Source organism: Parasphingopyxis sp. (genome assembly GCF_052168295.1).
Lineage (GTDB): Bacteria > Pseudomonadota > Alphaproteobacteria > Sphingomonadales > Sphingomonadaceae > Parasphingopyxis.
The window spans coordinates 35,175-60,689 of sequence record NZ_JBQLZN010000022.1; the positions used below are offsets into that span (position 1 = coordinate 35,175).

The following is a 25,515-nucleotide window of genomic DNA, read 5'->3' on the forward strand; positions in this document are numbered from 1 at the left end:
AAGCATTTGGGCGTGACTGGCCGGCAAGGAATACGGGTTGAAACTGCCATTTCGCAAAGATTGGCCGGGCATATTGCCGTCCGGAGAGCGGCTCTACGCGATCGGCGATATCCACGGCCGGCTCGATCTCGCCGAGGCGCTTGTCGAGAAGATCGAGGCGGACAATGCCAAGCGCGGTTCGGCAAGGACGCGGATCATATTGCTCGGCGACCTGATCGACCGCGGGCCCGATTCGGCCGGGGTCGTCGAATATGCGCGGCGCTGGAATGCCGATTTCGCCGAGATCGAAGCTCTGCTCGGCAATCACGAGGCCTCGCTGCTGGCGGTGCTGAAGGGCGAAACGCGTTGGCTGGAGAGCTGGCTCGGTTATGGCGGCCGCGAAACACTGCTGAGCTACGGCATGCCAGGCGACCTTTTATGGCGCGGCAGCATGGCCGAGATCGCCGAGGGCGTGCGGGCCTATGTGCCGGACGCACACAAGATATGGCTCGAAGACCGGCCGCTATCCCTGCAGCACGGCGGCTATCTGTTCGCCCATGCCGGCATCCGGCCGGGCCGCAAGCTCGACGATCAGGAAGCCAAGGACCTGCTCTGGATCCGTTCCGAATTTCTCGACAGCGACGCGGATCATGGCGCGGTCGTCGTCCATGGGCATTCGATCACGCCACAGCCGGAAGACCGGCACAACCGGATCGGGATCGACACCGGCGCCTATTTCAGCAACACCTTGACCGCGCTCGGCCTCGAAGGCGGCGAGCGCTGGTTCATCCAGAGCCGAGGGGAGCCCGTCTCATGAAACTTCTCGTCCCGCTTTTTCTGCTGCTGGTGTCGTGCGGCACCGCCGCCGACAGCACGCCTTTCGACGCGGATGGTCCGGTATCGGGCAACATCCTGCTGACCGGCAACAAGGGGGAAGACACGGTCAGCCTGATCGACATGGACAGCGGTGCGGAGCTCGCCCGGCTCCAGACGGGCAATCAGCCGCATGAGATCGCGATTTCGCCGGACGGACAGCGCGCCGCGGTCGTCGCCTATGGCGGAACGACGATAGATATCATCGACATTGCTGCAGCCACGATATCGCAAACGATCGATATCACGCCGAACAGCCGTCCGCACGGCCTGGTCTGGCTAGCCGACAACCGGCTCGTCGCGACCACCGAAGGCAGCGATACGCTGACCATTGTCGATATGACCGATGGCAGCGTTTCCGCGATGCCGACCGGCGGGGAAGGCTCGCACATGGTCGCCGTCAGCCCTGATGCCAGCCGCGCCTATGTCGCCAATATGGGTAGCGGTACGGTCAGCGTGCTTGACCTCGCGACTGGCGCGCTGATCGCCACCTGGGAAGCAGGCGAGGTACCGGAAGGGCTGGCGGTTTCGCCTGACGGCGCGACGCTCTGGGTGGCGGATCGCGCCAATGCGACTCTCTTCGCGTTCGACACGGCGAGCGGCGAGCGGGTCGCCGAGATCGCCGTCGGCCAGTTCCCGATCCGCGTCGCGATCAGCCCCGACGGCGCAACGGTCGTCGCGTCCAACCTGATGAGCGGCAATCTCAGTCTGATCGATACAGCGAGCCGAACGCTGGCCCGAACCATTTCCGTTTCGGGTTCGGCCGGCACGCGGCAGGTCACGATCCTCTTTTCCGAAGATGGCCGCACGCTGTACGTCGCGGAGACCGGGCGCAACCGGATCGCGGCGGTCGATATGGAAAGCGGAGAGGTTTTCCGGCACTATGACGCCGGCGAGGATAGCGACGGGCTGGCGGTGACAACAATCGCGCCCGCAAACTAACCGCGTTCGGAGAGCTTTCTCTCCCAGGCCAGCGCGTCCGCGACGATCCCGTCGAGATCGGCATGGCGCGGCTCCCAAGGCAGCGCTTCCAATATCGCGCTGTTATCCGCGATCAGCGCATCCGGATCGCCCGCACGGCGCGGTTCCATCGCGCGATCGAGCGTGACGCCGGCAACCCGGTCTACGCTGTCGAGCACTTCGAGCACCGAAAAGCCGCGGCCATAGCCGCAATTGAGGATATGGCTCTCCTCCGGCGCGGCGATCAGCTTTTCCAGTGCATGCACATGCGCTGCCGCGAGATCGGTGACATGGATATAGTCGCGCACACCCGTGCCGTCCCGCGTGTTATAGTCCGTGCCAAACACCGAAACGCCATCGCGCTTCCCGAGCGCGGCCTCGACCGCCACCTTGATCAGATGCGTCGCACCAGCCGTCGATTGCCCCGACCGGCCGCCCGGATCGGCGCCCGCCACGTTGAAATAGCGCAGCGCGCAATAGTTGATCGGATGCGCGGCCGCGGCATCGGCCAGCATATATTCGGTCATCAGTTTGGAGCGGCCATAAGGATTGATCGGCACGGTCGGCATGTCCTCGGTGACCGGAATCGTTTCGGGAATGCCATAGGTCGCGGCCGTCGAGGAAAAGAGGAAATGCGGCACGCCGCTGGCGATTGCCGTCTCGATCAGCGTGCGGCTGCGCGCGGTATTATTGTCATAATATTTGAGCGGATTCTCGACCGATTCCGGCACCACGACCGATCCGGCGAAATGCATGATCGCTCGGATATCGTGTTCGGCGATGAGCGCGGCCACCAAGGCTGCATCGCCGACATCGCCTTCAACGAACGCCGCACCGTCCGGCACCGCCCAGCGGAATCCGGTGACCAGATTGTCGAGCACCACCACCGGCCAGCCCGCATCGAGCAGTGCCAGCGCGGCATGGCTGCCGATATAGCCAGCGCCGCCCGTCACCAGAACCGCCGGTTTTCCGCCCGTGTCCGCTATACTCACCCCTGCCAGACTCCCTTTTGCATCCTTTTCGTGCCACAATCGTTGAACTGTCTATAGCGCTTTGGGTCGCGTTAGGGAGATAGCCCATGCAAAAGACGCTCGTCCGTTCAGCCGCCATCGCGACGCTCGCGCTGCTCGCGGCCTGTGCAACGCCATCGCAGCGCGGCACCGAGGTCACCCGCTTCCATCTCGGTCAACCGGTCCCGGCCCAGGCGATCAATATGGAGCCCGCCGATCCGGAAAACGAAGGCAGTATCGAGTTTCGCCAATATGCGGCCATCGTCTCGCAGGAGCTGGCAAGCATCGGTTTCACCGAAGCGTCGCTGGAAGAGGCTGAGATGATCGCCGTCATCGACGTGCAGCGCGGCACGCGCGAAGAGGTGGGCCGCCGCTCGCCTTTCACCATCGGGATCGGCGGCGGCTCGTTCGGCAGCCGCACCGGGGTCGGCGTCGGCACGAGTTTCGGCGTCGGCGGATCGCGCGGCGGCGAGGTAAACGTCACCGAACTGTCGGTCGCGCTCAAGCGCCGGTCGGAAGGCACGGTCGTTTGGGAAGGCACGGCGACGCGCGTGACGCGGCCGGGCGAGGAAGACCCGGCGACCATCGTCCAGACACTCGCAACAGCGCTATTTCAAGACTTTCCAGGTGAGTCGGGCCGCACTATCACGGTCGAATGACACTCAGCATTACGAGCGCCTTCGATGGCGGCAATATCGCGGTCCTGTCGGCCAGTGACGACACGGCGGAACTGGAAATCGTCAAGGATCACCAGTCCGATTTCTACCAATGGTTCTATTTCCGGATCACGGGCTGCGCCGGCAAGGCGCTGACCCTGACGATCGGCAATGCCGGCAAAAGCGCCTATCCGCAGGGCTGGGAAAAATATCGGGCGCGTGTCTCTACGGACCGGGAACAGTGGCGGCTGGCCGAAACCGATTATGCCGACGGCACATTGACGATCCGGCATGAAGCCGAGGCGGACAGCCTCTGGTTCGCCTATTTCGCGCCCTATACGATGGAGCGCCACTACGATCTCGTCACCGAGATCGCCGGCCGCGAAGGCGTCACCCATGGGTCGCTCGGCCTGACACTGGACGGGCGGGAACTCGACTATTTCACCATCGGCTCGGGCCCGCTTTCGGTTTGGCTCTATGCGCGCCAGCATCCGGGCGAGACGATGGCCGAGTGGTGGATGGAAGGCGCGCTTGACCGGCTGACCGACCCTTCCGATCCGGTCGCGCGCGTGTTGCGCGACAAGGCGACCTTCCATGTCGTCCCGAACATGAATCCCGACGGGTCGTTTCGCGGCCATCTGCGCACCAACGCCGTCGGCACCAATCTCAACCGCGAATGGCATGAACCGACGGCCGAGAAGAGCCCGGAAGTGCTTTACGTCCGCGATCGCATGGACGAGACGGGCGTCGATTTCGCGATGGACGTCCATGGCGACGAGGCGATACCGGCCAATTTCATCGCCGGCTTCGAAGGCATACCGAGCTGGACCGAGCGGCAGGGGAAACTCTACGACGCCTATCTTGCCGCCTTGCTCAGGGCCTCGCCCGACTTCCAGACGAAGCTCGGCTATCCGGTCGCCAAGCCCCGGAAAGGCAATCTCTCCATGTCGACCAACCAGGTCGCCGAACGATACGGTTGCGTGGCAATGACACTGGAAATGCCGTTCAAGGACAATCACGAGCTCCCGGATGAAGAGTTCGGTTGGTCGCCGGAGCGCTGCGCGCTATTAGGCCGCGCCTGCCTCTCGGCACTGCTCGATATGATCGACGATATCGGCGACTAGGCGAAAATCTCGCCGAGAAAATCCGTCATCGCCTTCCAGCTGCGCCGATCGGCATCGGGCTGATACGCGAGTCCGCGATCGGGCATCTTGGCACTCTCATCGGTGAAGGCGTGGCCGGTATGGCCATAGGCGTGGATCTGCCAATCGACCCCCGCGGCGGTCAGTTCGACGGCGAGCGTCGTCACGGCCTCGGGCGGCGCGAGCGGATCGTCCCAGCCGTGACAGACGAGTATCTTGGCGGGAATCACGTCCGCATTGGCGAACGGCGGCGGATCGTAGATGCCGTGAAAGCTGACCACGCCGCTGACCTCCGCGCCGCTGCGCGCCAGATCGAGGACCGATTTCCCGCCGAAGCAAAAGCCGATTGCGGCGAGCCGCGCCGTATCGACCCCGTCCAACGATCGCATCGCAGCCAGTGATGCATGCAGCCTGTCCCGCAACAGCGCGCGGTCCGCATTCAGCGCATTCATGAAGCGCGCCGGATCCTCGTCTTCGCGCGTCGCCCGGTTACCCTGCCCGTACAGGTCCGCAACGAACGCGTGATAACCAAGCCCCGCGATCCGCTCGGCCGTGTCAAAGTCCATTTCTTTCGGGCCGAGCACATTGGGTACGATCATTACACCGGGCCGTGCGTCGCCCCAATCGCTGTCCGCGACCGCCATGCCCTCGAACGGTCCGCCCGGGCCATCGTAAAGCGTTATTGTGCGCTCGATTGCCATGTCTCGATCCTCTATCGGCGATTCCGGTTCATTCGCTTGTATCGCCGCCCAGCCACGCTAAGGAAAGCGCGGATCGACACAGGAGTTTCCGCATGCCCCAGCTCGTCCTCGTCCGCCACGGCCAGTCACAATGGAATCTCGAAAACCGGTTTACCGGCTGGTGGGACGTCGACCTGACCGACAAGGGCGTTGCCGAAGCCGTGGCGGCGGGCGCATTGATGCGCGACAAGGGCGTCGATCATGATCTCTGCTTCACCAGCTACCAGACCCGCGCGATCCGAACGCTCAATCTCGCTCTCGCCGAAATGGACCGGCTCTGGCTGCCGGTCGAGAAGCATTGGCGGCTCAACGAGCGCCATTATGGCGGACTGACCGGCCTCAACAAGCAGGAGATGCGCGACAAGCATGGCGACGAACAGGTCCATATATGGCGGCGCAGCTTCGATACGCCCCCGCCGCCGATGGAAGACGGCAGCGAATACGACCTGAGCAAGGACCGCCGCTACGAGGGCGTCGATGTGCCGAAGAGCGAGAGCCTGAAGAACACGATCGAGCGCGTGCTGCCCTATTGGGAAGCGCGGATCGCACCCGCACTCAAGGAGGGCAAGCGCGTCCTCATTTCGGCCCATGGCAATTCGCTGCGCGCGCTGGTCAAGCATCTGTCCGCGATTCCCGACGACGAGATCACCGGCCTCGAGATTCCGACCGGTCAGCCGATCGTCTACGATCTCGCTGACGATTTGAGGGCAAACGAGCGCTACTACCTCTCCGAACGCTAGCGCGCGCCGCCATTGCGCGCCGCCCGGCTTCGCACTAGAAGAAATCGCTTCTTCTGGCTCAAAGCGCAGGACGAAGCATGACCGACACGCCGCTTATCGGCATCATCATGGGCAGCCGTTCCGATTGGGAAACGATGCGCCATGGCGCCGAAATCCTCACCGAACTCGGCATCGCGCATGAATGCAAGGTCGTGTCCGCGCACCGCACGCCGGACCGGCTATACGATTACGCCAAGACCGCCGCCGATCGCGGGCTCAAGGCGATCATCGCGGGCGCTGGCGGCGCGGCGCATCTGCCGGGCATGGCGGCATCGATGACCCGGCTGCCGGTGCTCGGCGTGCCGGTGGAATCCAAAGCGCTCAAGGGCATGGACAGCCTGTTGTCGATCGCCCAGATGCCCGCCGGTGTTCCCGTCGGCACGCTCGCGATCGGCGTCGCGGGCGCGAAGAACGCGGCACTGCTCGGCGCGGCGATCATCGGCACGCATGACGAGGCTGTCGCGGCGCGGCTCGACGCCTGGCGGCAGGCGCAGACCGACGCCGTCGACGAAGATCCCGCAGGATGAGCGAACCGCTCGCACCGGGGGCGACGATCGGCATTATCGGCGGGGGGCAGCTCGGACGGATGCTGAGCGTGGCGGCCGCGCAGCTCGGCTATCGCTGCCATGTCTACGCCCCCGAAGACGCGCCCTGCGCCGCCGATGTCGCGGCGCGCCATGTGCACGCCGACTATACCGACGAAGCCGCGCTGCGCGATTTTGCCCGCGACGTCGACGTGCTGACCTACGAGTTCGAGAATGTGCCGGCCGGGCCGCTGCGCGCGATTGCCGGCGAGGCGCCGCTCCACCCCAATGTCGACGCGCTCGAGCTGGCGCAGGACCGGCTATCGGAGAAAGACTATGTCGTCGGCCATGGCGGACGCCCGGCCGACTATCGCGCCGTGTCCTCGCTCGGCGAGCTGGAGCAGGCGCTGAAGGAGATCGGCGCGCCCGCCATCCTGAAAACGCGCCGCTTCGGCTATGACGGCAAAGGGCAGGTGCGCATCATGAGCGCGGACGGTGCATCCGCAGCCTGGGCGGACATCGGCGAGAAACCCTCGGTCCTGGAAAGCTTCGTCGATTTCGAGAAGGAATTCTCGATCCTGCTCGTGCGTGGCATGAGCGGCGAAACACGGATCTGGGATGCCCCGGAGAACCGGCACGAAGACGGCATTCTCGCGCACTCGCTCGCGCCCGGCGACGGCGTGATCGGCATCCAGAAAGCGGCCGCCAGCGATCTGGCGCGCGGCATCGCCGACGCGCTCGACTATGTCGGCGTCCTGACTTGCGAATTCTTCGCGAGCGCCGCCGGCCCGGTCTTCAACGAAATGGCGCCGCGCGTGCACAATAGCGGCCATTGGACGATCGAGGGCGCGGTCACCTCGCAGTTCGAAAACCATATCCGCGCGATCTGCGGACTGCCGCTCGGCGACACGTCGCTAACCGCGGATCGCGTCGAGATGTACAACCTCATCGGCACAGCCGCCGACGACTGGCCGCAATGGCTCAAAAAAGACCGGGCGCACCTCCACCTTTATGGAAAGGGGGAAGCGCGCCCGGGCCGAAAAATGGGGCATGTCACGCAGCTCTGGTGAGAGCCGCGCGTGCCGAAGCGGTTTAGCCGGTCTTCGTCGCCGTGAACGGCATTTCACCGAACGCACCGGCCTTGATGTTGCCGGCCATCTTGTCGCCTTCGACGGTCGCCGTGCCTTCGAGCGTCATCGGCATCGGAACGGTGATGTCCATCTTCCAGGTGAAGGTGTCGCCATCGACCTTACCTTCCTGGACGTCGGCCGAACCCGTCGCGCCCGCATTCACGCCGGTGACGGTGTCGCCTTCCTGATTGAGCGTCATCGTCGATTTCTGCTCACCCATCGGCGAGTTCACGACCGAATCCCAGGTGCCGGTTACGTCTGTCATGTGCGAATCCTTCCTTACAGTTGTGTCAATTATTCCGAGGCGACTGTTTCCACAGGCAGGCCCAGCGCGTCAAGCTGTTCCCGGACTTGCGCGGCATCGCCAACCACGATCCATGTGAACGCCGCCGGATCGATGGCCTCCCGCGCCGCCGCATCGAGTTCGGCGCGGTCGAACGAGCGGTACATCTCGGCGAGCCCGTCATAATAATCGTCGGGCCGCTGGTAGAGCATGTTGCGCGTCATGCCGATGATGATGCCGTCCGAGGTTTCGAAGCTTCCGGGCAGGCTGCGGATACTGCCCGTGATCGCCCGGTCGAATTCGTCCTGCCGGATGCCTTCGCTGGTGAGGAACGTCCCGATCTGCTGCAGCAGGGCGGCGATCGAGTCGCCGGTCCGGTCCGATTGCACCGGCGCGCGGACGGTATAGCTCACCGGCCCGACAAAGCGGTTGACCGCCCCGCTCACGCCATAGGACCAGCCCCGGGCCTCGCGCAAATCGAGGTTGAGCCGTGAGAGAAAACTGCCGCCCAGCGCGTCGTTGACAGTCAGCAGCGGCAGCAGTTCGTCGGTGCCCTCAAGCCCGAGCACCTGCCCCCCATAGATATAGGATTGCGGCGAATTGGGCCGGTCGACCAGGATAATCCGGGGGTTGGCCGCCGGAATGGGCGCATCGATCGGCTTGATGCCGGGCTCGCCGCTCGGCTCCCAGTCCCCGAACCGCGGTTCCAGCGCCGCGATCACATCTGCGAGCGTCGAATCTCCCACCACGAGAATGCTGAGCTTATCCGGTCGAATCCACTCGCGGTGAAAGGCGATCAGATCGTCGCGCGTGATCTGTGCGACGGACTCGACCGTGCCGAGACCGCTGGTCGGGCGGCCATAGGGATGGTCCGGGCCGAACAGGACGGGCCACAATGTGCGGCTCGCAAGGCTCGGCGGCGACGTGCCTTCCGCCGCGATCTGCGTCAGCTGCGTCGCGCGCAACCGTTCGATCTCCGCCGGATCGAAAGCCGGGTTCCGCACGATATCCGCCAGCAGATCGAGCGACGGGCCGTAATTGGGCGCAAGCGCGAACAGGCCGAAGCCTGTCCGGTCGAGGCTCTTGCTCGATGTGACCGATGCGCCGAGCCGTTCCTCCGCTTCCGCAATCTGTCTCGCATTCAGGCTCGTCGTGCCTTCGGACATCACCGCGAGCATGAGCGCCTGCGTGCCGAGTTGGTCGGCGCGGTCGGCCGCATTCCCTGCATCGAAACTCAGCATCGTGCGCATTGTCGGCACCGTCGTCCGGCGCACGAAACGCACTTCGACGCCGTTCGACAATGTGCCGCGTTCGACGTCCGGAAAATTGAGATCGTCGATCATGCCGACATCTGGCCGGGGCACGCTGCGCGTGCCCATGGGCGCAGCCGCCGCGTCATGCGCCTGCGCTTCGCTTTCGCCGGGCTGGAGATAATAGGCCGGGCTGTCGAGCCGGCCCGTCTGTGCGCCACCTGACACCGAAGAGGCTTCCTCATAGTCGCCGCGCTCGCCGGGATCGACGCGTGTCGCGAGGACGGGCCGGGTCAACCATTGCTGCATGGCAACGCGCACTGTTTCCGGCGTGGCGGCGCCGATCCGCGCAAGCTGGGTGCGGTAAAAGGCCGGATCGGCCGAATAAAGTTCGCCGCTTGCGAGAACCGCCGCCTTGCCGGTGAAGCCGCCGACCCGTTCGAGCCCCGCGAGCCGCGCGGCGACCTGGCGCATCGCCACGCGATCGACCTCGTCCTGTGTCGGCCCGTTGGCGATGAAGTCGGCCAGCAGCGCATCGAGCCGCGCCGATACCGCATCCGCATCGGCCGACGGCGCGACATCGACCTGGACCTCGAAGATGCTGACATATTCGAATTCTTGGACGCTCGCCGAGACCCGCACGGCGACCTGCTCGTCGCGCACCAGGCTGTTGTCGAGCCGCGAGCTGGAGAGGCCGCCGAACACGGCAGCGGCAACATCGAGATCGGCCGTCACGGGATCGTTGAGGCCCGGCACGGCCCAGCTACGATAGAGCCGCGTCGTCGCGACATTGTCCTGCATGCGGATCTCGCCGCGTTCGGCCAGCGTCGGGACGCCGGGATCGATCTGCTCGGTCTCCGGTCCGCGCGCGATATCGCCGAAATAGCGCTCGACGAGCGGTCGCGCCGTGGCCGCGTCGATATCGCCGGCCAGCACGATCACCGCATTGTTCGGACCGTAATGCGCGCGGAACCAGCTCTGCACGTCATCCAGACTCGCCGCGTCGAGATCGGCCATCGAGCCGATCGTCGAATGGCCATAGGGATGGTCGGACCCGAACAGCGCCTCGATCTGCGCATAGTTGACGAGGCCAAAGGGCTGGTTGTCACCCTGCCGCTTCTCGTTCTGGACGACGCCGCGCTGGGTATCGAGCTTCTCCTGCGTCACCGCGCCGAGCAGATGCCCCATGCGATCCGATTCGAGATAGAGCGCCAGTTCGAGGCCCTCGGTCGGCACGGTCTGGAAATAGTTGGTGCGATCATACCAGGTGGTGCCGTTGAAATCGGTCGCGCCGATCTCGCGCAGCGGTTCGAAATAGCTGCCTGGCGCATTTTCCGATCCGTTGAACATCAGATGCTCGAACAGGTGCGCGAAGCCGGTCTGGCCTTCGGGTTCATGCCGCGAGCCGACATGATACCAGACCGAAACGGCGACGACCGGCGCCTTGCGGTCCTCATGCACGATAACGCGCAGGCCATTGTCGAGCGTGAAGCGTTCATAGGGGATCGATATCTCGTCGACGAGATCGGCGGCCGAGACATTGGGCTGCGGACCCGCCGGCGCTTCGCCATGATCATCCAGCGCGAGCGCCGGCGTAGCGAGGAGCGCCAGCGGCGCGAGCAGGGACAGCTTCAGGAAACGCATCGCATCTTCTCCCGGAAAATCCGGGCCGACCATAGCGGCGCGAAAGCCGCGTGCAAGCAGCGGTTGCGGTCGCTCGACGAACGCCTAAATCTGTCGACAAAGATAAAGCGCGCGATGTCTTGTGTTGTATTTTTGCAACACTATATCGGCCCGGAGACAGGAACAGGGACGGACATATGAATCTCGAGAAATTTACCGATCGGGCCAAGGGCTTTCTGCAATCCGCGCAGACGGTCGCGATCCGCATGAACCATCAGCAGGTGCGCGCCGAGCATCTGGCAAAGGCGTTGCTCGAAGACGAGCAAGGCATGGCGGCCGGGCTCATCGGACGTTCCGGCGGCAGCGCGGAAGCGGCCGTACGCGAAATCGACGAGGCGCTCGCGAAGATTCCGCAGGTTTCGGGCGGCGGCGCGCAGCAGACGCCGCAGCTCGACAATGATGCCGTGCGTGTGCTCGATACCGCGGAGCAGATCGCGACCAAGGCGGGCGATTCCTACGTCACTGTCGAACGCCTGTTGCTCGCCATGGTCATGGCCAAGGGAACCCCCGTCGGCGACGCATTCGACAATGCCGGGGTGAAGCCCGAAGCGCTGAACAGCGCGATCAACGAATTGCGCGGCGGCCGGACCGCCGACACGGCGAGCGCAGAGGACCGCTACGACGCGCTCAAGAAGTTCGCGACCGACCTCACCGAGCGTGCCCGCGACGGCAAGATCGACCCGATCATCGGGCGCGACGAAGAAATCCGCCGCACGATCCAGATCCTCGCGCGCCGCACCAAGAACAACCCCGTACTGATCGGCGAGGCCGGTGTCGGCAAGACGGCGATCGCCGAGGGTCTGGCGCTGCGCATCGCCAATGGCGACGTGCCCGACGGCATCAAGAACCGCACCCTGCTCGCGCTCGACATGGGCGCGCTGATCGCCGGCGCGAAATATCGCGGCGAGTTCGAGGAGCGCTTGAAGGGCGTGCTCGACGAGGTGAAGGGCGCGGATGGCGAAATCATCCTGTTCATCGACGAGATGCACACGCTGGTGGGCGCGGGCGCGTCCGAAGGCGCAATGGATGCGTCAAACCTGCTCAAACCCGCGCTCGCGCGTGGCGAACTGCATTGCATCGGCGCGACGACGCTCGACGAATATCGCAAGCATGTCGAAAAGGACCCGGCGCTGCAGCGGCGCTTCCAGCCGGTCTTCATCGAGGAGCCGAGCGTCGAGGACACGATCTCGATCCTGCGCGGCATCAAGGAAAAATACGAACTCCATCACGGGGTGCGCATCACCGATGGTGCGCTGGTGTCGGCCGCGACACTGTCCGAACGCTATATCACCGACCGGTTCCTGCCGGACAAGGCGATCGACCTGATGGACGAAGCCGCATCGCGCATTCGCATGGAAGTGGAGTCGAAGCCCGAAGAAATCGAAACGCTCGACCGCCGCGCCATCCAGCTCAAGATAGAGCGCGAAGCGCTGAGCAAGGAGAGCGACGAAGCGTCCAAGGAACGTCTGGGGATCATCGAGGAAGAACTCGCCAATCTCGAACAGGAACTGGCCGAGCTCACGCAGCGCTGGCAGGCCGAACGCGAGAAAATCCAGTCCGAAGCGAAGCTGAAGGAAGAGCTCGACGCGGCACGTATTGCACTCGAGCAAGCCGAGCGCGCGGGCGACCTCGCCAAGGCTGGCGAGCTCTCCTACGGCACGATTCCCGATCTTGAAAAGAAGCTCGAAGAAGCGGGCGAAGCCACCGAAGGCGCGATGCTGCGCGAGGAAGTGACGAGCGAGGATATCGCCTCGGTCGTCTCGCGCTGGACCGGCATCCAGGTCGACAAGATGCTCGAGGGCGAGCGCGAAAAGCTGCTCGCGATGGAAGAGCATCTGGGCGAGCGCGTCATCGGACAGGAAGAGGCGGTCAAGGCAGTGTCAACCGCTGTCCGCCGCTCGCGCGCAGGATTGCAGGACCCGAACCGGCCGCTAGGCAGCTTCCTGTTTCTGGGCCCCACCGGGGTGGGCAAGACCGAGCTGACCAAAGCCTTGGCGGAATTCCTGTTCGACGACGAAGGCGCGATGGTCCGCATCGACATGTCCGAATTCATGGAAAAACACTCGGTCGCCCGGCTGATCGGCGCGCCTCCGGGTTATGTCGGCTATGACGAAGGCGGCGTGCTGACCGAAGCGGTGCGGCGGCGGCCCTATCAGGTTATCCTGTTCGACGAGGTCGAGAAGGCGCATAACGACGTGTTCAACGTCCTGCTGCAGGTCCTCGACGACGGGCGTCTGACGGACGGCCAGGGCCGGACCGTCGATTTCTCGAACACGCTGATCATCCTGACCAGCAATCTCGGCAGCCAGTATCTGTCCTCGCTCGGCGACGAGCAGACGGTCGACGAGGTCGAACCGCAGGTGATGGAGACGGTGCGCGGCCATTTCCGCCCCGAATTCCTCAACCGCCTAGACGAGATCATTCTCTTCCACCGCCTCAGCCAGGCGCATATGGCGCCGATCGTCGATATCCAGGTCGCGCGCGTGCAAAAGCTGCTCGACGACCGCAAGGTCGAGATCGCGCTGACCGACAAGGCGCGCGAATGGCTGGGGCGTGTCGGCTACGATCCCGTCTACGGCGCCCGGCCATTGAAACGCGCGGTGCAGAAATATCTGCAGGACCCGCTGGCCGATGCGATCCTGCGCGGCGATATCGCCGATGGCGCAACCGTCAATATTGATGAAGGTGATGGTGCTTTGACGATGACATTCGGCTAAGCCGCCGGGCATGAGCAAAGCACAGGCGTGGAGCGCCTATTGGAGACAGATGGGCGAAGCCGGCGGATGCCTGCCCGGCGCGCCGCCCGCCGTCGATGCGGAATTGACGCAGCTATGGGCGCGGTTCGCGCAGTCTTTCGAGCGCGGAGCACGAATACTCGATCTTGCATGCGGTACGGGGGCGGTCATGCGCGCGCTACGGCGCGGCAACCGCGATCTCGAACTGACGGGTGTCGACTATGCCGAATTGCCGAAAAGCAAATCGAAAAGCATGCGACTTGTCGGTTCGACGGACATCGCCGACCTGCCGTTCGAAGACGCCCGGTTCGATGGGCTGACCAGCCAGTTCGGCATCGAATATGCCGATATTGCTGCGGCCGCGCCGGAAATAGCGCGGGTCGCGAAACCCAGCGCCGCGCTGCAGTTCATCGTCCACCATGCGGACAGCCCGATCGTCGAGCAGAACCGCAAGCGGCATGCGGCGCTCGACGCGATCGCGCGTTCGTCGATCCGCGACATGGCGCAAAGGGCGATCGAACAGCCGGGCAGTGATACCGCCATGCTGAGCCAGGCCCTCTCGCTGATCGCGCGCAGCCATCCCGATCAACCGGTCGTCCACGAAATCGCGGCGGGCCTGGACGCGACCATCCGCTTCGGCGGCCAGCGCGGCAAGACCGAACTCGAAGCGTTCGAGGAGAAGCTGGAGCAGGAACGCGCGGTACTGGCGGCATTACTGGACGTTGCGTTGGACGATCAGGCCGCGCACCATTTTACCGAAACGCTGGCCGCCGACTTCGAGTGCACGGCACCCCAGCCCGTCCGGATCCAAGGTCTCGCCGCGCCGATCGCCTGGTCGATTTCCGGCCGGCACAAAGCATAGCCGTGATGGACTAGCCACAGCCGCGATTATCGGTAAAGAATGCTGCAGTCCCGCCAGACGGTTTGGAGTCCGGACCATGCGTATTCTTCCCGCTTCCTGTTTCTGTATCGCCGCAGCGCCGCTGTTCATCGCTACGCCCGCCCTTGCGGACGATGGCGAAGAAGCGCTTGAGCCATTTCGCGAATGCGGAGAGATCAGCGAAGGCCCTGCGCGACTGGCCTGTTTTGACGCGGCACTGGCCGGCGCGGATGCCGCGCAACAGGAACGGGCGGAAAGGCGGCGGCGGCGCACGGTCGAGGATTTCGGGCTTTCCGCGATCCAGATCGAAGAGCGCTACGAACGCGAAGTCGAGCGCGCGCGGGAGCGTGGCGGCAGTGCGGAAGATGTTGCCGATCTTGCGCCGCCCGAGCCAACGGAAGTGACATCCAATATTGTCGAGACATTCACCGACGGCACGCGTCGGCGCGTCTTCCTGCTCGAGAACGGTCAAATCTGGCGGGAAGGGAATAACAGCAGCTTGCGCGGGCGAATTCGCGTGGGCTCGAGTGCTACGATCTCGCGCGGCGGGATCGGCGGCTATCGCCTGCGCGTCGAGGGCCGTACCGGCTTCATGTCGGTGACCCGGGTTCGCTGAACGGGATATTCTCGTATCGCGCCACTGGTGTCGCGATCAAGCTTGAGTCCCGCCGAGCCACTAACGCGCTTGATATCGCCCAAGGGCTCGTCACGTCGTCAGCCGACGAACGGTTATCATTTTACGAGATTGCGCGAGGCGACTCTCAGCACTGGGTCGGGTCAGGACAACCGGCGCCCCAGCCCACTATTCTCTGCGCATCGCGATTGCCGCCGCGTGCCAGCTCTCTCCATTGCGCAATCGTCATGCAGGTGCGCATACGCCGCGCGTTCGATCCGGTAACGCGACGCGTCTGACACCGGATGCGCTCATCCGGATTCTCTTCGCTTTCCTCTGCGCCGACGACACCCGGTGCCTCTTCCTGCATCATGGCGCTGGCCGGAGCGACGAACGCGATCGCAGCGATGGCCAGAACGGGTACAGCTATTTTCATTGCAAGACTCCGCAATTTTCGATCAAATATCAATGATTAACACCCTCCCGGTGTAACGATCGCAACGTAACCTGAAAACCGGGCCCGGGCAAGCATGGCCATGGTAAGCAGGTCGATCCAGCGCTAAACCACATCGCGAAGTCAACTCGTCATTCACCATTTTGGATATGTAATCGACCATGACCGGAGCATCATCCCTGCCGCTCGATGACGGCGTCATCCTCTTGCATCGATATGATGAAGCTGCGGACAGCTTCCATTTCGTGAGGCTGGATCGCGAGGCGCGGCGCGAAGCGACCTTCCTGTCGGATGAATATCTGCCGGACTCTCTCACGCCGATCGTCGTCAGGCGGACCGACATGCCGGACGCAAGCGCGGCACGCGCGCCGCTCCATTACATCTTCCATTCCGGATTTTGCTGTTCGACCCTGCTAACGCGAGCGCTCGATCAGCCGGGCATGAGCAGCGCGCTGAGCGAACCGACGGTATTGCGCGATATGAGCGGTTATCGGCAGCGCGCGAATGACGAAGACCGCGTGCGCGTCGTGCTCGATCGGACACTCGATCTGCTGGCGCGGCCGTTCGAAACAGGCGAGGCCGTGGTGGCGAAACCATCCTGCACGGTGAACGGCCTGGCCGATACGTTACTGGCCATACGCGCGGACAGCCACGCAGTCTTTCTTTACGCGCCGCTTCGGCTATTCCTGAATTCGATCGCCCGCAAGGGGATAACGGGGCGTCTATGGGGCCGCGAGCTGTTCATCACTTTGCAGAAGGCCGCGCATATCGATCTTGGCTTTGATGAGGAACAGCTATTCGGCCAGACCGATCTGCAGATTGCCGGCCTCGCCTGGCTCGCGCAGAACCGGATCTACGAATCCTTGCTGGCCAACTATGGTGCCGATCGCATCGCTTCGCTCGATAGTGAGACCTTCCTCGCGCATCGCGCCGGCAGCCTCGTGCGGATCGGGGAGCTATTCGCGCTCGATATGGATACGGCCCGCGCGCAGGCGATCGCTGAGAGCGCCGTATTTCAGCGCCATTCCAAATTCGGCGATGATTTCGACGCGTCCGACCGGCAGGAAGAGCAGGCGGCCGGCGAGTCGGCACATGCGGACGAGATCGAAAAGGTCGCAATCTGGGTCGAAACCGTCGCCAAGGGCCTGAACATTCCGATCCGGCCAAGCGGCAACATCATGGACTGATCGGCGCCTGCACGTCGAAAGCCACGGTCAATCGTTCGCCGGCATCGAAGGGTATCGTGCCGTGCCACATGATCGACGGGAAAAGTGCGAGCGTGCCAACTTTCGGCTCCACCATCTCGTAGGGCTCGAGATCGAGGTCCAGCTCATCGGGCGGCTTTCCGAAGGCGAGCCAACCGGCTGGCGGCTCGCCGAAATCCTCTTGCGATGGCAGGCTCACATAGAGCGCCGAGCTGTACCATCCGCGTGGGTGGATATGATTGGTATGACGGCCGGCGCCCGCCAATCGCACCGACCATGAGCCGCCGAACTGAAACGGACCCGGGCTGTGGCGCAGGACCGGATGATCGGGATCGACAGGGGCAAGTGTTTGCATATGCGCCGTCACCGTATCGACGATCGCCGCGCGCAGCTCGCGAATCTCGGGATCGGCGCGGGCAAATAGCGGGCCGTCGGTCTGCGTACCGCCGCGCACCGACTGGCCGGCCATATCGGCCTTGAGGACATGGAGCGTGCGCAGATGTTCGGCCAGCGCCGCCATATCGACGCGCTCGCCGATATCATACGTCTTGATCAGGCGCTCGTCGCGCTCCAGCCATTCCCAGCGCGGATCGTCCGTCATCCGCCAGGCGAGACCGAGATAGGGCCACATCTCGTTCGAATCGGCGTCCTGCGCCCGCTCTTCTCCGCACCGTGCCGCCTTTTCCGGCCGTCCGGTTCGGAGCATGTGCCGCATATACCGTACGGCCAGCGGCATTTCCCTGTAGGGCGCGACGCGGTCGAACAGCCGGTCCGCTCGTTCGACATCACCGAGCTCGGACGCACAGATTGCCTCGCTGATATCGAGCGCGCGAATGTCGCTGACATGGTTCCGCGCACGTGCGACGACCGCGTTTGCGTCGGCAAAACGATCCACCTGGCTCAGCGCATTGATCAGCTTGAACCAAAGCCCCTGATGGCCGGGATGCGCTTCGAGCGCCCGTTCGAACCCTGCCGTGAATCCGTCGCGCTCGCCATTCATCCAGCGGAGCTGCGCGAGCAATTCCTGCCCTTCGAGCCAAAGCGGATTGTTTTTCAGCACCTCGTCGATGTCGGCAATCGCCGCTTCGGTTTCGCCAATCGCGGACTGCGCGGCGGCGCGACCCATGATCACCGATGCGTCGCCCGGCGAATGCCGCCACGCTTCGTCGAAGAGCTCTTTTGCAGGCCGCCCGGCCTCCATGGTGACCCGCGCAAGAGCGTGCGTGACCTTCGGATCGGTCGGCGCAAGGTCCACCGCTTTGCGAAATGCGCGCATCGCGTCTGCCGAGTTTTCCTCTGCCCGATACAGCAGACCGAGAACGTGCCAGAGGCGCACGTTATCGGCATGCTTCTCCAGCGCGGCCTCTATGATCGGCACCGCCGCCGCAGCACGGCCGGCATCGCGCTCTCGCATGGCGGCGGAAACCAAGACTTTTGGATCGTCCGTTGGAAGCATTTCCGGATGTCTATCGGCAATCCGCGACCTATTCCACCGCGAAGCGGCCTATCGCATATCGCCTGATCGGCGAACGCCGCCGATAACTGCCTTCCAAACAGAAAGGGCGGCCGGGTTTCCCCAGCCGCCCTGACTGTGCAGTAGCCGTCCGCTTAGAAGCGAAGCCGGCCAGTGACCTGATAGCTCCGGCCGAGCACGTCATACGTCGTCGGATAGGTGTTACCCGAGTTGTAGACGCTCGAACCGATGAACGAGCTGGTTTCCGGCGGATCGCGGTCCAGCAGGTTGAACACCGAGAAGGTCACGTCGAAATTCTCGCTGACATTCGAGCGGATCGACAGGTCGAAATAGGACGCGTCGTCGAATGCCTGCGATTCCAGAAGGAACGCGCTCGTCGGGCTGAAGAATTCATACTCGACACCGTCGATCCAGCGCCACAGCAGCGAGATATCGGCGATATCGTCGATGCTCAGCGTGGTCCGCAGGTTGAACGCCCATTCCGGCGTGATCGGCTCACAGTTACCGCTGAACAGACCGACGCACTCACGCGTGATGTTCTGCGGGTTGGCCGGGTTCGCGTTGAAGGTCAGCTCGTCGGTCCAGGTACCGTTGAGGTCCCAGTTGAGCGAGCCGAAGTTCAACGGAAGCGTGTAGTTGACCCGGAAGTCGATACCGCTGGTGTTGATCTCGCCGAGGTTGGACAGCTGCAGGATCAGACCCAGCGTCTCACCACCACCGTTCAGCGAACCGTTAATCGGGTTACGGCCGATAAAGGCGCAAGCCGCCGGATCGGAACCGTTGCCATCGTTGTTCGGACCGAAGCAGGGCGTCAGAATGTCGCCCGGATTCGGCGTCGTGATGGCACCCGTCACCTGGATGTCGAAATAGTCGATCGACACGACCAGGCCCGGCACCTGCGGCGGCGTAGCCACGAGACCGAGCGTCAGCGATTCCGCTTCTTCGACGTCAAGGTTCGGGTTGCCACCAGACGTGGCGTTGATCTGCGCAGCAGACGGCTGCGGAATATTGCCAATGGCACCCGCAGGCGCTCCCTGCGCGACGCAGATCGCGGTCAGCGTGGCGTTACCAACCGGGTTGGCACCGGCGCACGGATCGACCGGCAGCGGCGTCAGGCCGGTGGTGACCGGAGCGAACAGCTCACCGATGTTCGGCGAGCGGACCGATACCGAGTAGATGCCGCGGAAGCGGAAGCCTTCGAAGGGTTCCCAGCTACCGCCGGCCTTCCAGGTGACCGACGTACCGGTGTTGGAATAATCCGACACACGGATGCCGCCTTCAGCCTGGAGGCTGTAGAAGCCCGGCACGTCCTCGAGGATCGGCACGATCAGCTCGGCAAAACCCTCGATGACGTCATAGCCGCCGTTGAAGGTCGGAGCCGGAGCACCCGTACCGAGCACCTCATCCTGCGTACCGGCCGACACGTCGGCAACTCGGCTCGCCGTATATTCACGATATTCGACACCGGCAGCGAAGCCGATCGGCGTTTCAGTGAAGAAACCCGTCTCGCCGAACGTACCGTTAAGCGACGCGTTGACCACGGTCAGCGTCGTCGAGTCGGTGAAACCAGACGGCTGGTTGAAGAAGGTCACCGCCCGCGGATCGATGTTCGTGCCGACGCCGCCACCCAAAAGGTTGATCGGGAAACAGCCGTTCGACGCATCGAAACAGGTTGTCGTGCTCGTCGCGTTAAGCGCCTGCTCGACACGCGATTTCAGACCCCAATTAACGCGGGTCGTCGTACGCTGCGATTCACCATAGGTTGCATAGACGTCATAGCTGAGCGTCGGGCTGAGATCGCCACGCACACCGGCCCAAAGCTGAAACTGGTTGGTGACGTTCGTCGTCTGACGCGGTCCCTGTTCGACGAGACGACGGTTAATGATCGTCGGCTGCGCGATATAGTTGGGATCGCCGGGCCCGGTCGCCTGACCGGCCGCCGTACAGGTCGCCGGGTCGATCGGCGTTGCATAGCTGGCGCAGATCTGCTGGCGCTGCGTTTCCGTGAGGAACGGGTTGTTCAGCGGGAAGATGAACGGATCGCCGAACAGGCCCGACGGAGCAAGCTGCAGGCTAACCGTCGAGTTGGTGAACATGCCGCGCGTATAAACTTCGATGCCCGGCGTCACTTCGTAACGCGCCGAACCGAAGATATTGTAGCGCTGCAGCGGCGTCTGGAAATAGTTGAACGGCGCGTAGTTGAACGTGCTGTTCGGCGCGATGAAGTCCTGACCGTCCGGCGACACGCGGAGCGTGCTGTTGAAGGTCGTCGGAACAGCGGTAGCCGAACCGAAAACGACGCCGCCGAACTTGGCACCCTGCGAGATCAGGCGGTTGGCCTGCAGGACGTCATCGACTTCCTGATAACCGACGCTGAGTGTCGCGTTACCACGGCCATCGTCGAAGTTCGCACCCAGAGTGAGGTCGCCGCGAACACGCTCGCCATCGCCACGCTCGGTGATACCGGCGGTGAACGCCGCTTCGATGCCTTCGAAATCGCGGCGCAGCACGAAGTTCGCAACACCCGAGATGGCGTCGGCACCGTAGACCGACGAGGCGCCGCCGGTGATGACTTCGACCCGCTCGACCAGCGCAACCGGGATGATGTTAAGGTCGGTTTGCGACAGGATCGTCGAGGGAACGAGGCGCGTACCGTCCAGCAGGACGAGGCTACGCGTCGAACCGATGTTACGCAGGTTGAGAGTCGACGTACCGTTCGAACCGTTGTTGACAGAGTTGTTCGTGCCCGGCGCGATACCCGGAAGGTCGCCGATCAGTTCTTCGGCGTTCGTCGCTTGGCGATAATCGATCTCGTCCTGGCTCACCACCTGGATCGGGCTCGACTGTTCGAGGTTCGGGTTCGTAATGCGCGTACCCGTAACAACGATGCCCGGCTGGCTCGATGTGCTGGCCGATGCGAGCGCCTCGCTGTCCTGCGCGAACGCAGGCGTCGACATCATGGCGATGCCGATGACGACAGGTGCGGCACCCGTCTTCAACTGTGTAAATTTGGAAGTCTTGGTCACGTTTCCAGCCCCTTATTCTGGAGTTAGATACCGCAAAATCGCGGCCTAATTTCTAGCCATTGCTGGGTTGGTCCAAGCATACGACCCGCGCAGCTCACCCATAGGCTTGCAGCGTCACTGCATTGAGAACGGCGACCTGTAAAGCAAAGCTTCGGCCTCTAAAGCGGGTTCGCGGCGATATGTCGCCAAAATGCAACAGTTCACATAGGCGACCCGTGCGAACGGGCAGGCAGGCCGCATATTCTCGCCAATCTTCGGATAGTATTCAGCCTATTAGCGGTTGCCCGCGCTCGCTCCCGGCATCGGGCCGGCCAGAAATTGCGGATCGATTCGCTCGTTGCCCCATTTCATGCCCCAGTGAAGGTGCGGTCCCGTCGCCCGCCCGCTGGAACCGATAGCAGCGATACGCTGGCCGCGTTCGACACGGTCGCCTTCCGCCACCTCGATCCGGGAGAGATGCAGAAAGGCGCTGTTGAGGCCCATCCCGTGGTCAATGATCAGTAGATAGCCTTCGAGCGTAAACGGCGTATCCGTTGCCAGCACCACCACGCCATCGGCTGGCGAAACGACGGGTGTGCCCGTCGGCCGCGCCACGTCCACCCCCGAATGATAGGACCCGGGTTCGCCGCGATAGACGCGCTGCGAGCCGAAAACGCCGCTGATCCGGCCGGTCGCCGGCCACAGAAAATCCTGCCGCCAGCCATCGGTATCGGAGCGGATTTCACGGGCGGCCACTATTCGCGCGATTTCGGGCGCTCGGCGGCGCTGGAATTCGGCGGAGGTTCGACCGCCGCGTCTGGACGCGTTGACATGCTCGATTCGCCATGCCGTCTCGGCGATCGCCAGATCCTCGCTGACGCGCGAACCATCGGCCATTATCGCGGTGAGCGTCGCCGAAGGCCCATGATCGCGGCCGAAGCCGACAATGAACTCGCCATTCCCGGTCATGGGCACGTCCGTGCCGCCCAACTCCAGCCGCTGCGTTCCCGCGGGCGCACGCCCGCGCACGACACCGCCCTGCCGGAAGACGCCGTCGAAAGAGAAGCTTTGGCGCGCCGACTCTTCTGAAGCGCTGTTTGCGGAATAGCCTTGCTGCGCGGTATCGGCGCGGCCCGGCGCGACAGCGCCGATCGACCAGGCCAGCGCCGCGCAGGCCGTCAACGCGGCCACGCCGCGCACCATGCGGATCACTGTGTTTTGTCCGCCGCGGCCACGGAAATCTCGGCGCTGGCATAGGCTTCCTGCCGTTCGACGCTCCAGTAGCGCAGATCGTCAAGGCCTATCGCCTCGCCGGTCACGGCGCACAGAACGTGATCGCCCGGCGCGAGCATCCGGTAATTGTTGGCCATATAATGCAGTTTCGCGGTGCGCCCGCCGCTCATCGTCAGCATGTCTGTCACCTTCTAGTCGAACAAGCCGCCCTGACGGGATTCGGCTTTTGGCTTTCGGGATTTAGAATAGGGCGGCTTGCGACCGCTCTCAACCCGCCCATCGACATCGCCATCGGCAAGCCGCAGCGTGAACGCACCCGCCTTGCGCACCGCGGCGGCGCTCACCAGCGTCCCGCCCTTGCGGTCCATCACCCGCGCATAGCCGCGCGCCAGCGGCTTTTCGGGATGCAACTGCTCCAGCAGACGCGAAAGCCCGTCGAGGCGGGTGCGCCCATCGGCCAGTCGTGCCTCCACGAGGCCCGGCCTGAGGCGATCGATACGCCGGGCGAGCGCAAGCTGCGCGAGATCGACCCGGCCCGCCAGCACGCGCGGCAGACGATCGGCGAGTTCGTCGACCCGCTGCGCCTGCGCCGCGAACAGGCTTTCGCGCCGCGGCAGCAGGCGGGCCATCGATGACAGGCGCTCTGACTGGCGCGCGACATGCCGGCGTATTGCATTGTCCGCACGCGACGCGCTCTGCGCGAGCATCGCGAGCAGCTCGGAGCGGACCGGTACGGCGAGCTCGGCCGCGGCCGTCGGGGTCGGCGCACGCCTGTCGGCGACGAAATCGGCCAGTGTCGTATCGGTTTCATGGCCGACCGCCGAAATCACCGGAATCGTGCAGTCGGCGATCGCACGCACGACGATCTCTTCGTTGAACGCCCAGAGATCCTCGATCGAACCGCCGCCGCGCGCGACGATGAGGAGATCCGGCCGCGTCAGGCCATCGCCGTCCGCCATCGCATCGAATCCGCGCACCGCCCGCGCGACCTGTTCGGCCGCGCCCTCGCCCTGCACGATCACCGGCCAGAGCAGGACATGGCTCGGCAGGCGATCGGCAAGACGGTGCAGGATATCACGGATCACCGCCCCGGTCGGCGACGTCACAACGCCGATCGTGCGTGGCAGGAACGGCAGCCCCCGCTTGCGCTCTTCGGCGAACAGACCTTCGGCCGCCAGCGCCTTGCGGCGCTGTTCGAGCAACTGCATCAACGCGCCTTCGCCCGCGACTTCCAGCTGATCGATGACGATCTGATATTTGGAGCGCCCCGGGTAGGTGGTCAGCTTGCCGGTGGCGATCACCTCGACACCGTCCTCGGGCGCGAAGGCGAGCCGCGCCGCCTGCCCCTTCCAGATCACACCGTCGATAACCGCCTTCTCGTCCTTCAGGCCGAGATAGCAATGGCCGGATGCGGCGCGCTTAAAGCCCGAAATCTCGCCCTTTATGCGGACGTGCCCGAACCTCTGCTCGACCGCACGTTTAAGCGCCTGAGATATTTCCGAAACCGATAGCGGCTGCGCATTGTCGCCCGCCGCGCTCTCCGCTACGAGCGCACCGCCGGACTGATTCCGGCCTGTATCTTTGGGGGGTGTATCCATGAATGTCCTGTTGCTCGGATCGGGTGGCCGCGAACATGCGCTGGCCTGGAAGCTGGCGCAATCGCCCAACCTCACCAAGCTGTTTGCATCGCCCGGCAATCCGGGAATAGCCGAGCATGCCGAGATCGTCGAGATCAAGGATGGCGATCATCGCGGGACCATCGATTTCTGCCTGAAAAATTCGATCGAACTTGTCGTCATCGGCCCGGAAGCGCCGTTGGTCGACGGACTCGCGGATAATTTACGGACGATGGGCTTTCCGGTGTTCGGCCCGGACAAGGAAGCGGCGCAGCTCGAAGGCTCGAAAGGGTTTACGAAAGACCTTTGCGCCGAAGCGGGCATTCCGACCGCCCGTTATGCGCGCTTCACCTCGGCCGAAGCCGCGCTGCCGGGACTCAAGGAGTTCGGCCTGCCAGTCGTCATCAAGGCAGATGGCCTGGCCGCCGGCAAGGGCGTGATAATAGCAGAGACGGCCGAAGCGGCTACGGAAGCCGTGGAGGGCATGTTCGACGGCGATTTCGGCAAGGCGGGCGCGGAAATCGTGATCGAGGAGTTTCTCGAAGGCGAAGAAGCGAGCTTCTTCGCACTGGTCGACGGCGAAACCGTGCTGCCCTTCGGCTCAGCGCAGGATCACAAGCGGGTCGGCGAGGGCGATACCGGTCTCAATACCGGCGGTATGGGCGCCTATAGTCCAGCTCCCATTCTCGACGACGCGACGACCAAGCGGGTGATGGCCGAAATCGTGCAACCGACGGTCGAAACCCTCGCCAGACGGGGGACGCCTTACAATGGCGTGCTTTTCGCCGGACTCATGCTCACTGAAAGCGGACCGCAGCTTATCGAGTATAATGTCCGTTTCGGCGATCCCGAATGCCAGGTGCTGATGATGCGGCTCGAAGATGATCTGCTGGCGCTGATGGCCGCGACCGCCGAGGGCCGGCTCGCAGAGCTCGGCGCCCCGAAGCTCGCATCGCAAAGCGCGATGACGGTCGTGATGGCCGCCAAGGGCTATCCGGGTACGCCCGAAACGGGCGGCAAGATTGGCGGCATCGACAAAGCCGAAGCGCAAGGCGCGAAGATATTCCATGCCGGAACGAGCGAGGACGACGGGCAGCTCGTCGCGAGCGGCGGGCGGGTGCTCAACGTTACGGCCCTCGGCGATACGCTTCAGGCCGCGCGGGACGGCGCCTATGCCGCGATAGAGAAGATCGACTTTGCCGATGGTTTCTTTCGCGGCGATATCGGCTGGCGCGAACTCGAACGTAGTTAACGATTTGCAAAAACCGGCCCGGGCGGACACAATTCGGCG

The 25,515-nt window shown here is 63.8% G+C and carries 22 protein-coding genes; 12 read left to right on the forward strand and 10 right to left on the reverse strand.

Annotation, left to right across the window (positions count from 1 at the left end):
• Window positions 1-37: 37 nt before the first annotated feature.
• On the forward strand, window positions 38-796 hold the full coding sequence (locus ACTS1Z_RS03565) for a metallophosphoesterase (protein WP_442623060.1): 759 nt from the start codon (window positions 38-40) through the stop codon (window positions 794-796).
• A complete protein-coding gene (locus tag ACTS1Z_RS03570; RefSeq protein WP_442623061.1) occupies window positions 793-1,794 on the forward strand; it encodes an LpqB family beta-propeller domain-containing protein in 1,002 nt (333 codons plus the stop codon). Before ACTS1Z_RS03565 ends, ACTS1Z_RS03570 begins: the two co-directional genes overlap by 4 nt.
• On the opposite strand, the gene galE is transcribed toward ACTS1Z_RS03570, so the two are convergent.
• Window positions 1,791-2,804: a UDP-glucose 4-epimerase GalE gene (galE, locus tag ACTS1Z_RS03575; protein WP_442623062.1), complete on the reverse strand. Its 1,014-nt coding sequence runs from the start codon at window positions 2,802-2,804 to the stop codon at window positions 1,791-1,793. The two genes, ACTS1Z_RS03570 and galE, sit on opposite strands and share 4 nt — an antisense overlap.
• 86 nt (window positions 2,805-2,890) lie before the next feature.
• On the opposite strand from galE, the gene ACTS1Z_RS03580 reads away from it, so the two are divergent.
• Window positions 2,891-3,481 carry a DUF4136 domain-containing protein gene (locus tag ACTS1Z_RS03580; protein WP_442623063.1) on the forward strand — a complete coding sequence of 197 codons (591 nt, stop codon included), beginning with the start codon at window positions 2,891-2,893 and terminating at the stop codon, window positions 3,479-3,481.
• Entirely contained in the window at window positions 3,478-4,602 is a 1,125-nt protein-coding gene (locus ACTS1Z_RS03585; protein ID WP_442623064.1) for a M14 family metallopeptidase, read from the forward strand. Before ACTS1Z_RS03580 ends, ACTS1Z_RS03585 begins: the two co-directional genes overlap by 4 nt.
• Here ACTS1Z_RS03585 and ACTS1Z_RS03590 read toward each other — a convergent pair.
• Window positions 4,599-5,321 (reverse strand): dienelactone hydrolase family protein, encoded by a 723-nt coding sequence (locus ACTS1Z_RS03590; RefSeq protein ID WP_442623065.1) that lies wholly within the window; start codon window positions 5,319-5,321, stop codon window positions 4,599-4,601. The two genes, ACTS1Z_RS03585 and ACTS1Z_RS03590, sit on opposite strands and share 4 nt — an antisense overlap.
• A 92-nt stretch (window positions 5,322-5,413) precedes the next feature.
• On the opposite strand from ACTS1Z_RS03590, the gene gpmA reads away from it, so the two are divergent.
• From gpmA to ACTS1Z_RS03605, 3 genes are all read left to right on the forward strand, one after another.
• Window positions 5,414-6,100 carry a 2,3-diphosphoglycerate-dependent phosphoglycerate mutase gene (gene gpmA, locus ACTS1Z_RS03595; RefSeq protein WP_442623066.1) on the forward strand — a complete coding sequence of 229 codons (687 nt, stop codon included), beginning with the start codon at window positions 5,414-5,416 and terminating at the stop codon, window positions 6,098-6,100.
• A 77-nt stretch (window positions 6,101-6,177) separates the two neighbouring features.
• Window positions 6,178-6,666, forward strand: a complete 489-nt coding sequence (gene purE, locus ACTS1Z_RS03600; RefSeq protein WP_442623067.1) for a 5-(carboxyamino)imidazole ribonucleotide mutase — start codon at window positions 6,178-6,180, stop codon at window positions 6,664-6,666.
• Window positions 6,663-7,733: a 5-(carboxyamino)imidazole ribonucleotide synthase gene (locus ACTS1Z_RS03605; protein WP_442623068.1), complete on the forward strand. Its 1,071-nt coding sequence runs from the start codon at window positions 6,663-6,665 to the stop codon at window positions 7,731-7,733. Before purE ends, ACTS1Z_RS03605 begins: the two co-directional genes overlap by 4 nt.
• Before the next feature lie 22 nt (window positions 7,734-7,755).
• Here ACTS1Z_RS03605 and ACTS1Z_RS03610 read toward each other — a convergent pair whose 3' ends face one another.
• A complete protein-coding gene (locus tag ACTS1Z_RS03610) occupies window positions 7,756-8,058 on the reverse strand; it encodes a hypothetical protein (RefSeq protein ID WP_442623069.1) in 303 nt (100 codons plus the stop codon).
• Between the two features lie 29 nt (window positions 8,059-8,087).
• The gene (locus ACTS1Z_RS03615; RefSeq protein WP_442623070.1) at window positions 8,088-10,970 is read right to left on the reverse strand and encodes a M16 family metallopeptidase; all 2,883 of its coding nucleotides are present in this window, start codon (window positions 10,968-10,970) and stop codon (window positions 8,088-8,090) included.
• A gap of 176 nt (window positions 10,971-11,146) precedes the next feature.
• Here ACTS1Z_RS03615 and clpB point away from each other — a divergent pair, with 176 nt between their 5' ends.
• From clpB to ACTS1Z_RS03630, 3 genes are all read left to right on the forward strand, one after another.
• Window positions 11,147-13,726: an ATP-dependent chaperone ClpB gene (gene clpB / locus ACTS1Z_RS03620; RefSeq protein WP_442623071.1), complete on the forward strand. Its 2,580-nt coding sequence runs from the start codon at window positions 11,147-11,149 to the stop codon at window positions 13,724-13,726.
• 10 nt (window positions 13,727-13,736) lie between these two features.
• A complete protein-coding gene (locus ACTS1Z_RS03625; RefSeq protein ID WP_442623072.1) occupies window positions 13,737-14,606 on the forward strand; it encodes a class I SAM-dependent methyltransferase in 870 nt (289 codons plus the stop codon).
• Between the two features lie 76 nt (window positions 14,607-14,682).
• Window positions 14,683-15,240, forward strand: coding sequence for a hypothetical protein (locus tag ACTS1Z_RS03630; protein WP_442623073.1), 558 nt, complete (start codon window positions 14,683-14,685; stop codon window positions 15,238-15,240).
• Between the two features lie 145 nt (window positions 15,241-15,385).
• Here ACTS1Z_RS03630 and ACTS1Z_RS03635 read toward each other — a convergent pair whose 3' ends face one another.
• The gene (locus ACTS1Z_RS03635) at window positions 15,386-15,673 is read right to left on the reverse strand and encodes a hypothetical protein (protein WP_442623074.1); all 288 of its coding nucleotides are present in this window, start codon (window positions 15,671-15,673) and stop codon (window positions 15,386-15,388) included.
• A 179-nt stretch (window positions 15,674-15,852) separates the two neighbouring features.
• Between ACTS1Z_RS03635 and ACTS1Z_RS03640 the strand changes: the two genes are divergently transcribed.
• Complete coding sequence (locus tag ACTS1Z_RS03640) at window positions 15,853-16,878, forward strand: hypothetical protein (RefSeq protein WP_442623075.1); 1,026 nt, start codon at window positions 15,853-15,855, stop codon at window positions 16,876-16,878.
• On the opposite strand, the gene ACTS1Z_RS03645 is transcribed toward ACTS1Z_RS03640, so the two are convergent.
• The 5 genes from ACTS1Z_RS03645 to xseA form a co-directional block, all read right to left on the reverse strand.
• The gene (locus tag ACTS1Z_RS03645; RefSeq protein WP_442623076.1) at window positions 16,868-18,325 is read right to left on the reverse strand and encodes a 2OG-Fe(II) oxygenase family protein; all 1,458 of its coding nucleotides are present in this window, start codon (window positions 18,323-18,325) and stop codon (window positions 16,868-16,870) included. The genes ACTS1Z_RS03640 and ACTS1Z_RS03645 overlap by 11 nt on opposite strands.
• Before the next feature lie 179 nt (window positions 18,326-18,504).
• Window positions 18,505-21,396 (reverse strand): TonB-dependent receptor domain-containing protein, encoded by a 2,892-nt coding sequence (locus tag ACTS1Z_RS03650; protein ID WP_442623077.1) that lies wholly within the window; start codon window positions 21,394-21,396, stop codon window positions 18,505-18,507.
• A gap of 273 nt (window positions 21,397-21,669) precedes the next feature.
• Window positions 21,670-22,578: a M23 family metallopeptidase gene (locus tag ACTS1Z_RS03655; RefSeq protein WP_442623091.1), complete on the reverse strand. Its 909-nt coding sequence runs from the start codon at window positions 22,576-22,578 to the stop codon at window positions 21,670-21,672.
• Window positions 22,579-22,583: 5 nt separating this feature from the next.
• Window positions 22,584-22,787: a DUF2093 domain-containing protein gene (locus tag ACTS1Z_RS03660; protein WP_442623078.1), complete on the reverse strand. Its 204-nt coding sequence runs from the start codon at window positions 22,785-22,787 to the stop codon at window positions 22,584-22,586.
• Window positions 22,788-22,799: 12 nt separating this feature from the next.
• Window positions 22,800-24,206, reverse strand: coding sequence for an exodeoxyribonuclease VII large subunit (gene xseA / locus ACTS1Z_RS03665; protein ID WP_442623079.1), 1,407 nt, complete (start codon window positions 24,204-24,206; stop codon window positions 22,800-22,802).
• On the opposite strand from xseA, the gene purD reads away from it, so the two are divergent.
• Window positions 24,205-25,476: a phosphoribosylamine--glycine ligase gene (gene purD / locus ACTS1Z_RS03670; RefSeq protein WP_442623080.1), complete on the forward strand. Its 1,272-nt coding sequence runs from the start codon at window positions 24,205-24,207 to the stop codon at window positions 25,474-25,476. The genes xseA and purD overlap by 2 nt on opposite strands.
• Window positions 25,477-25,515 lie beyond the last annotated feature (39 nt).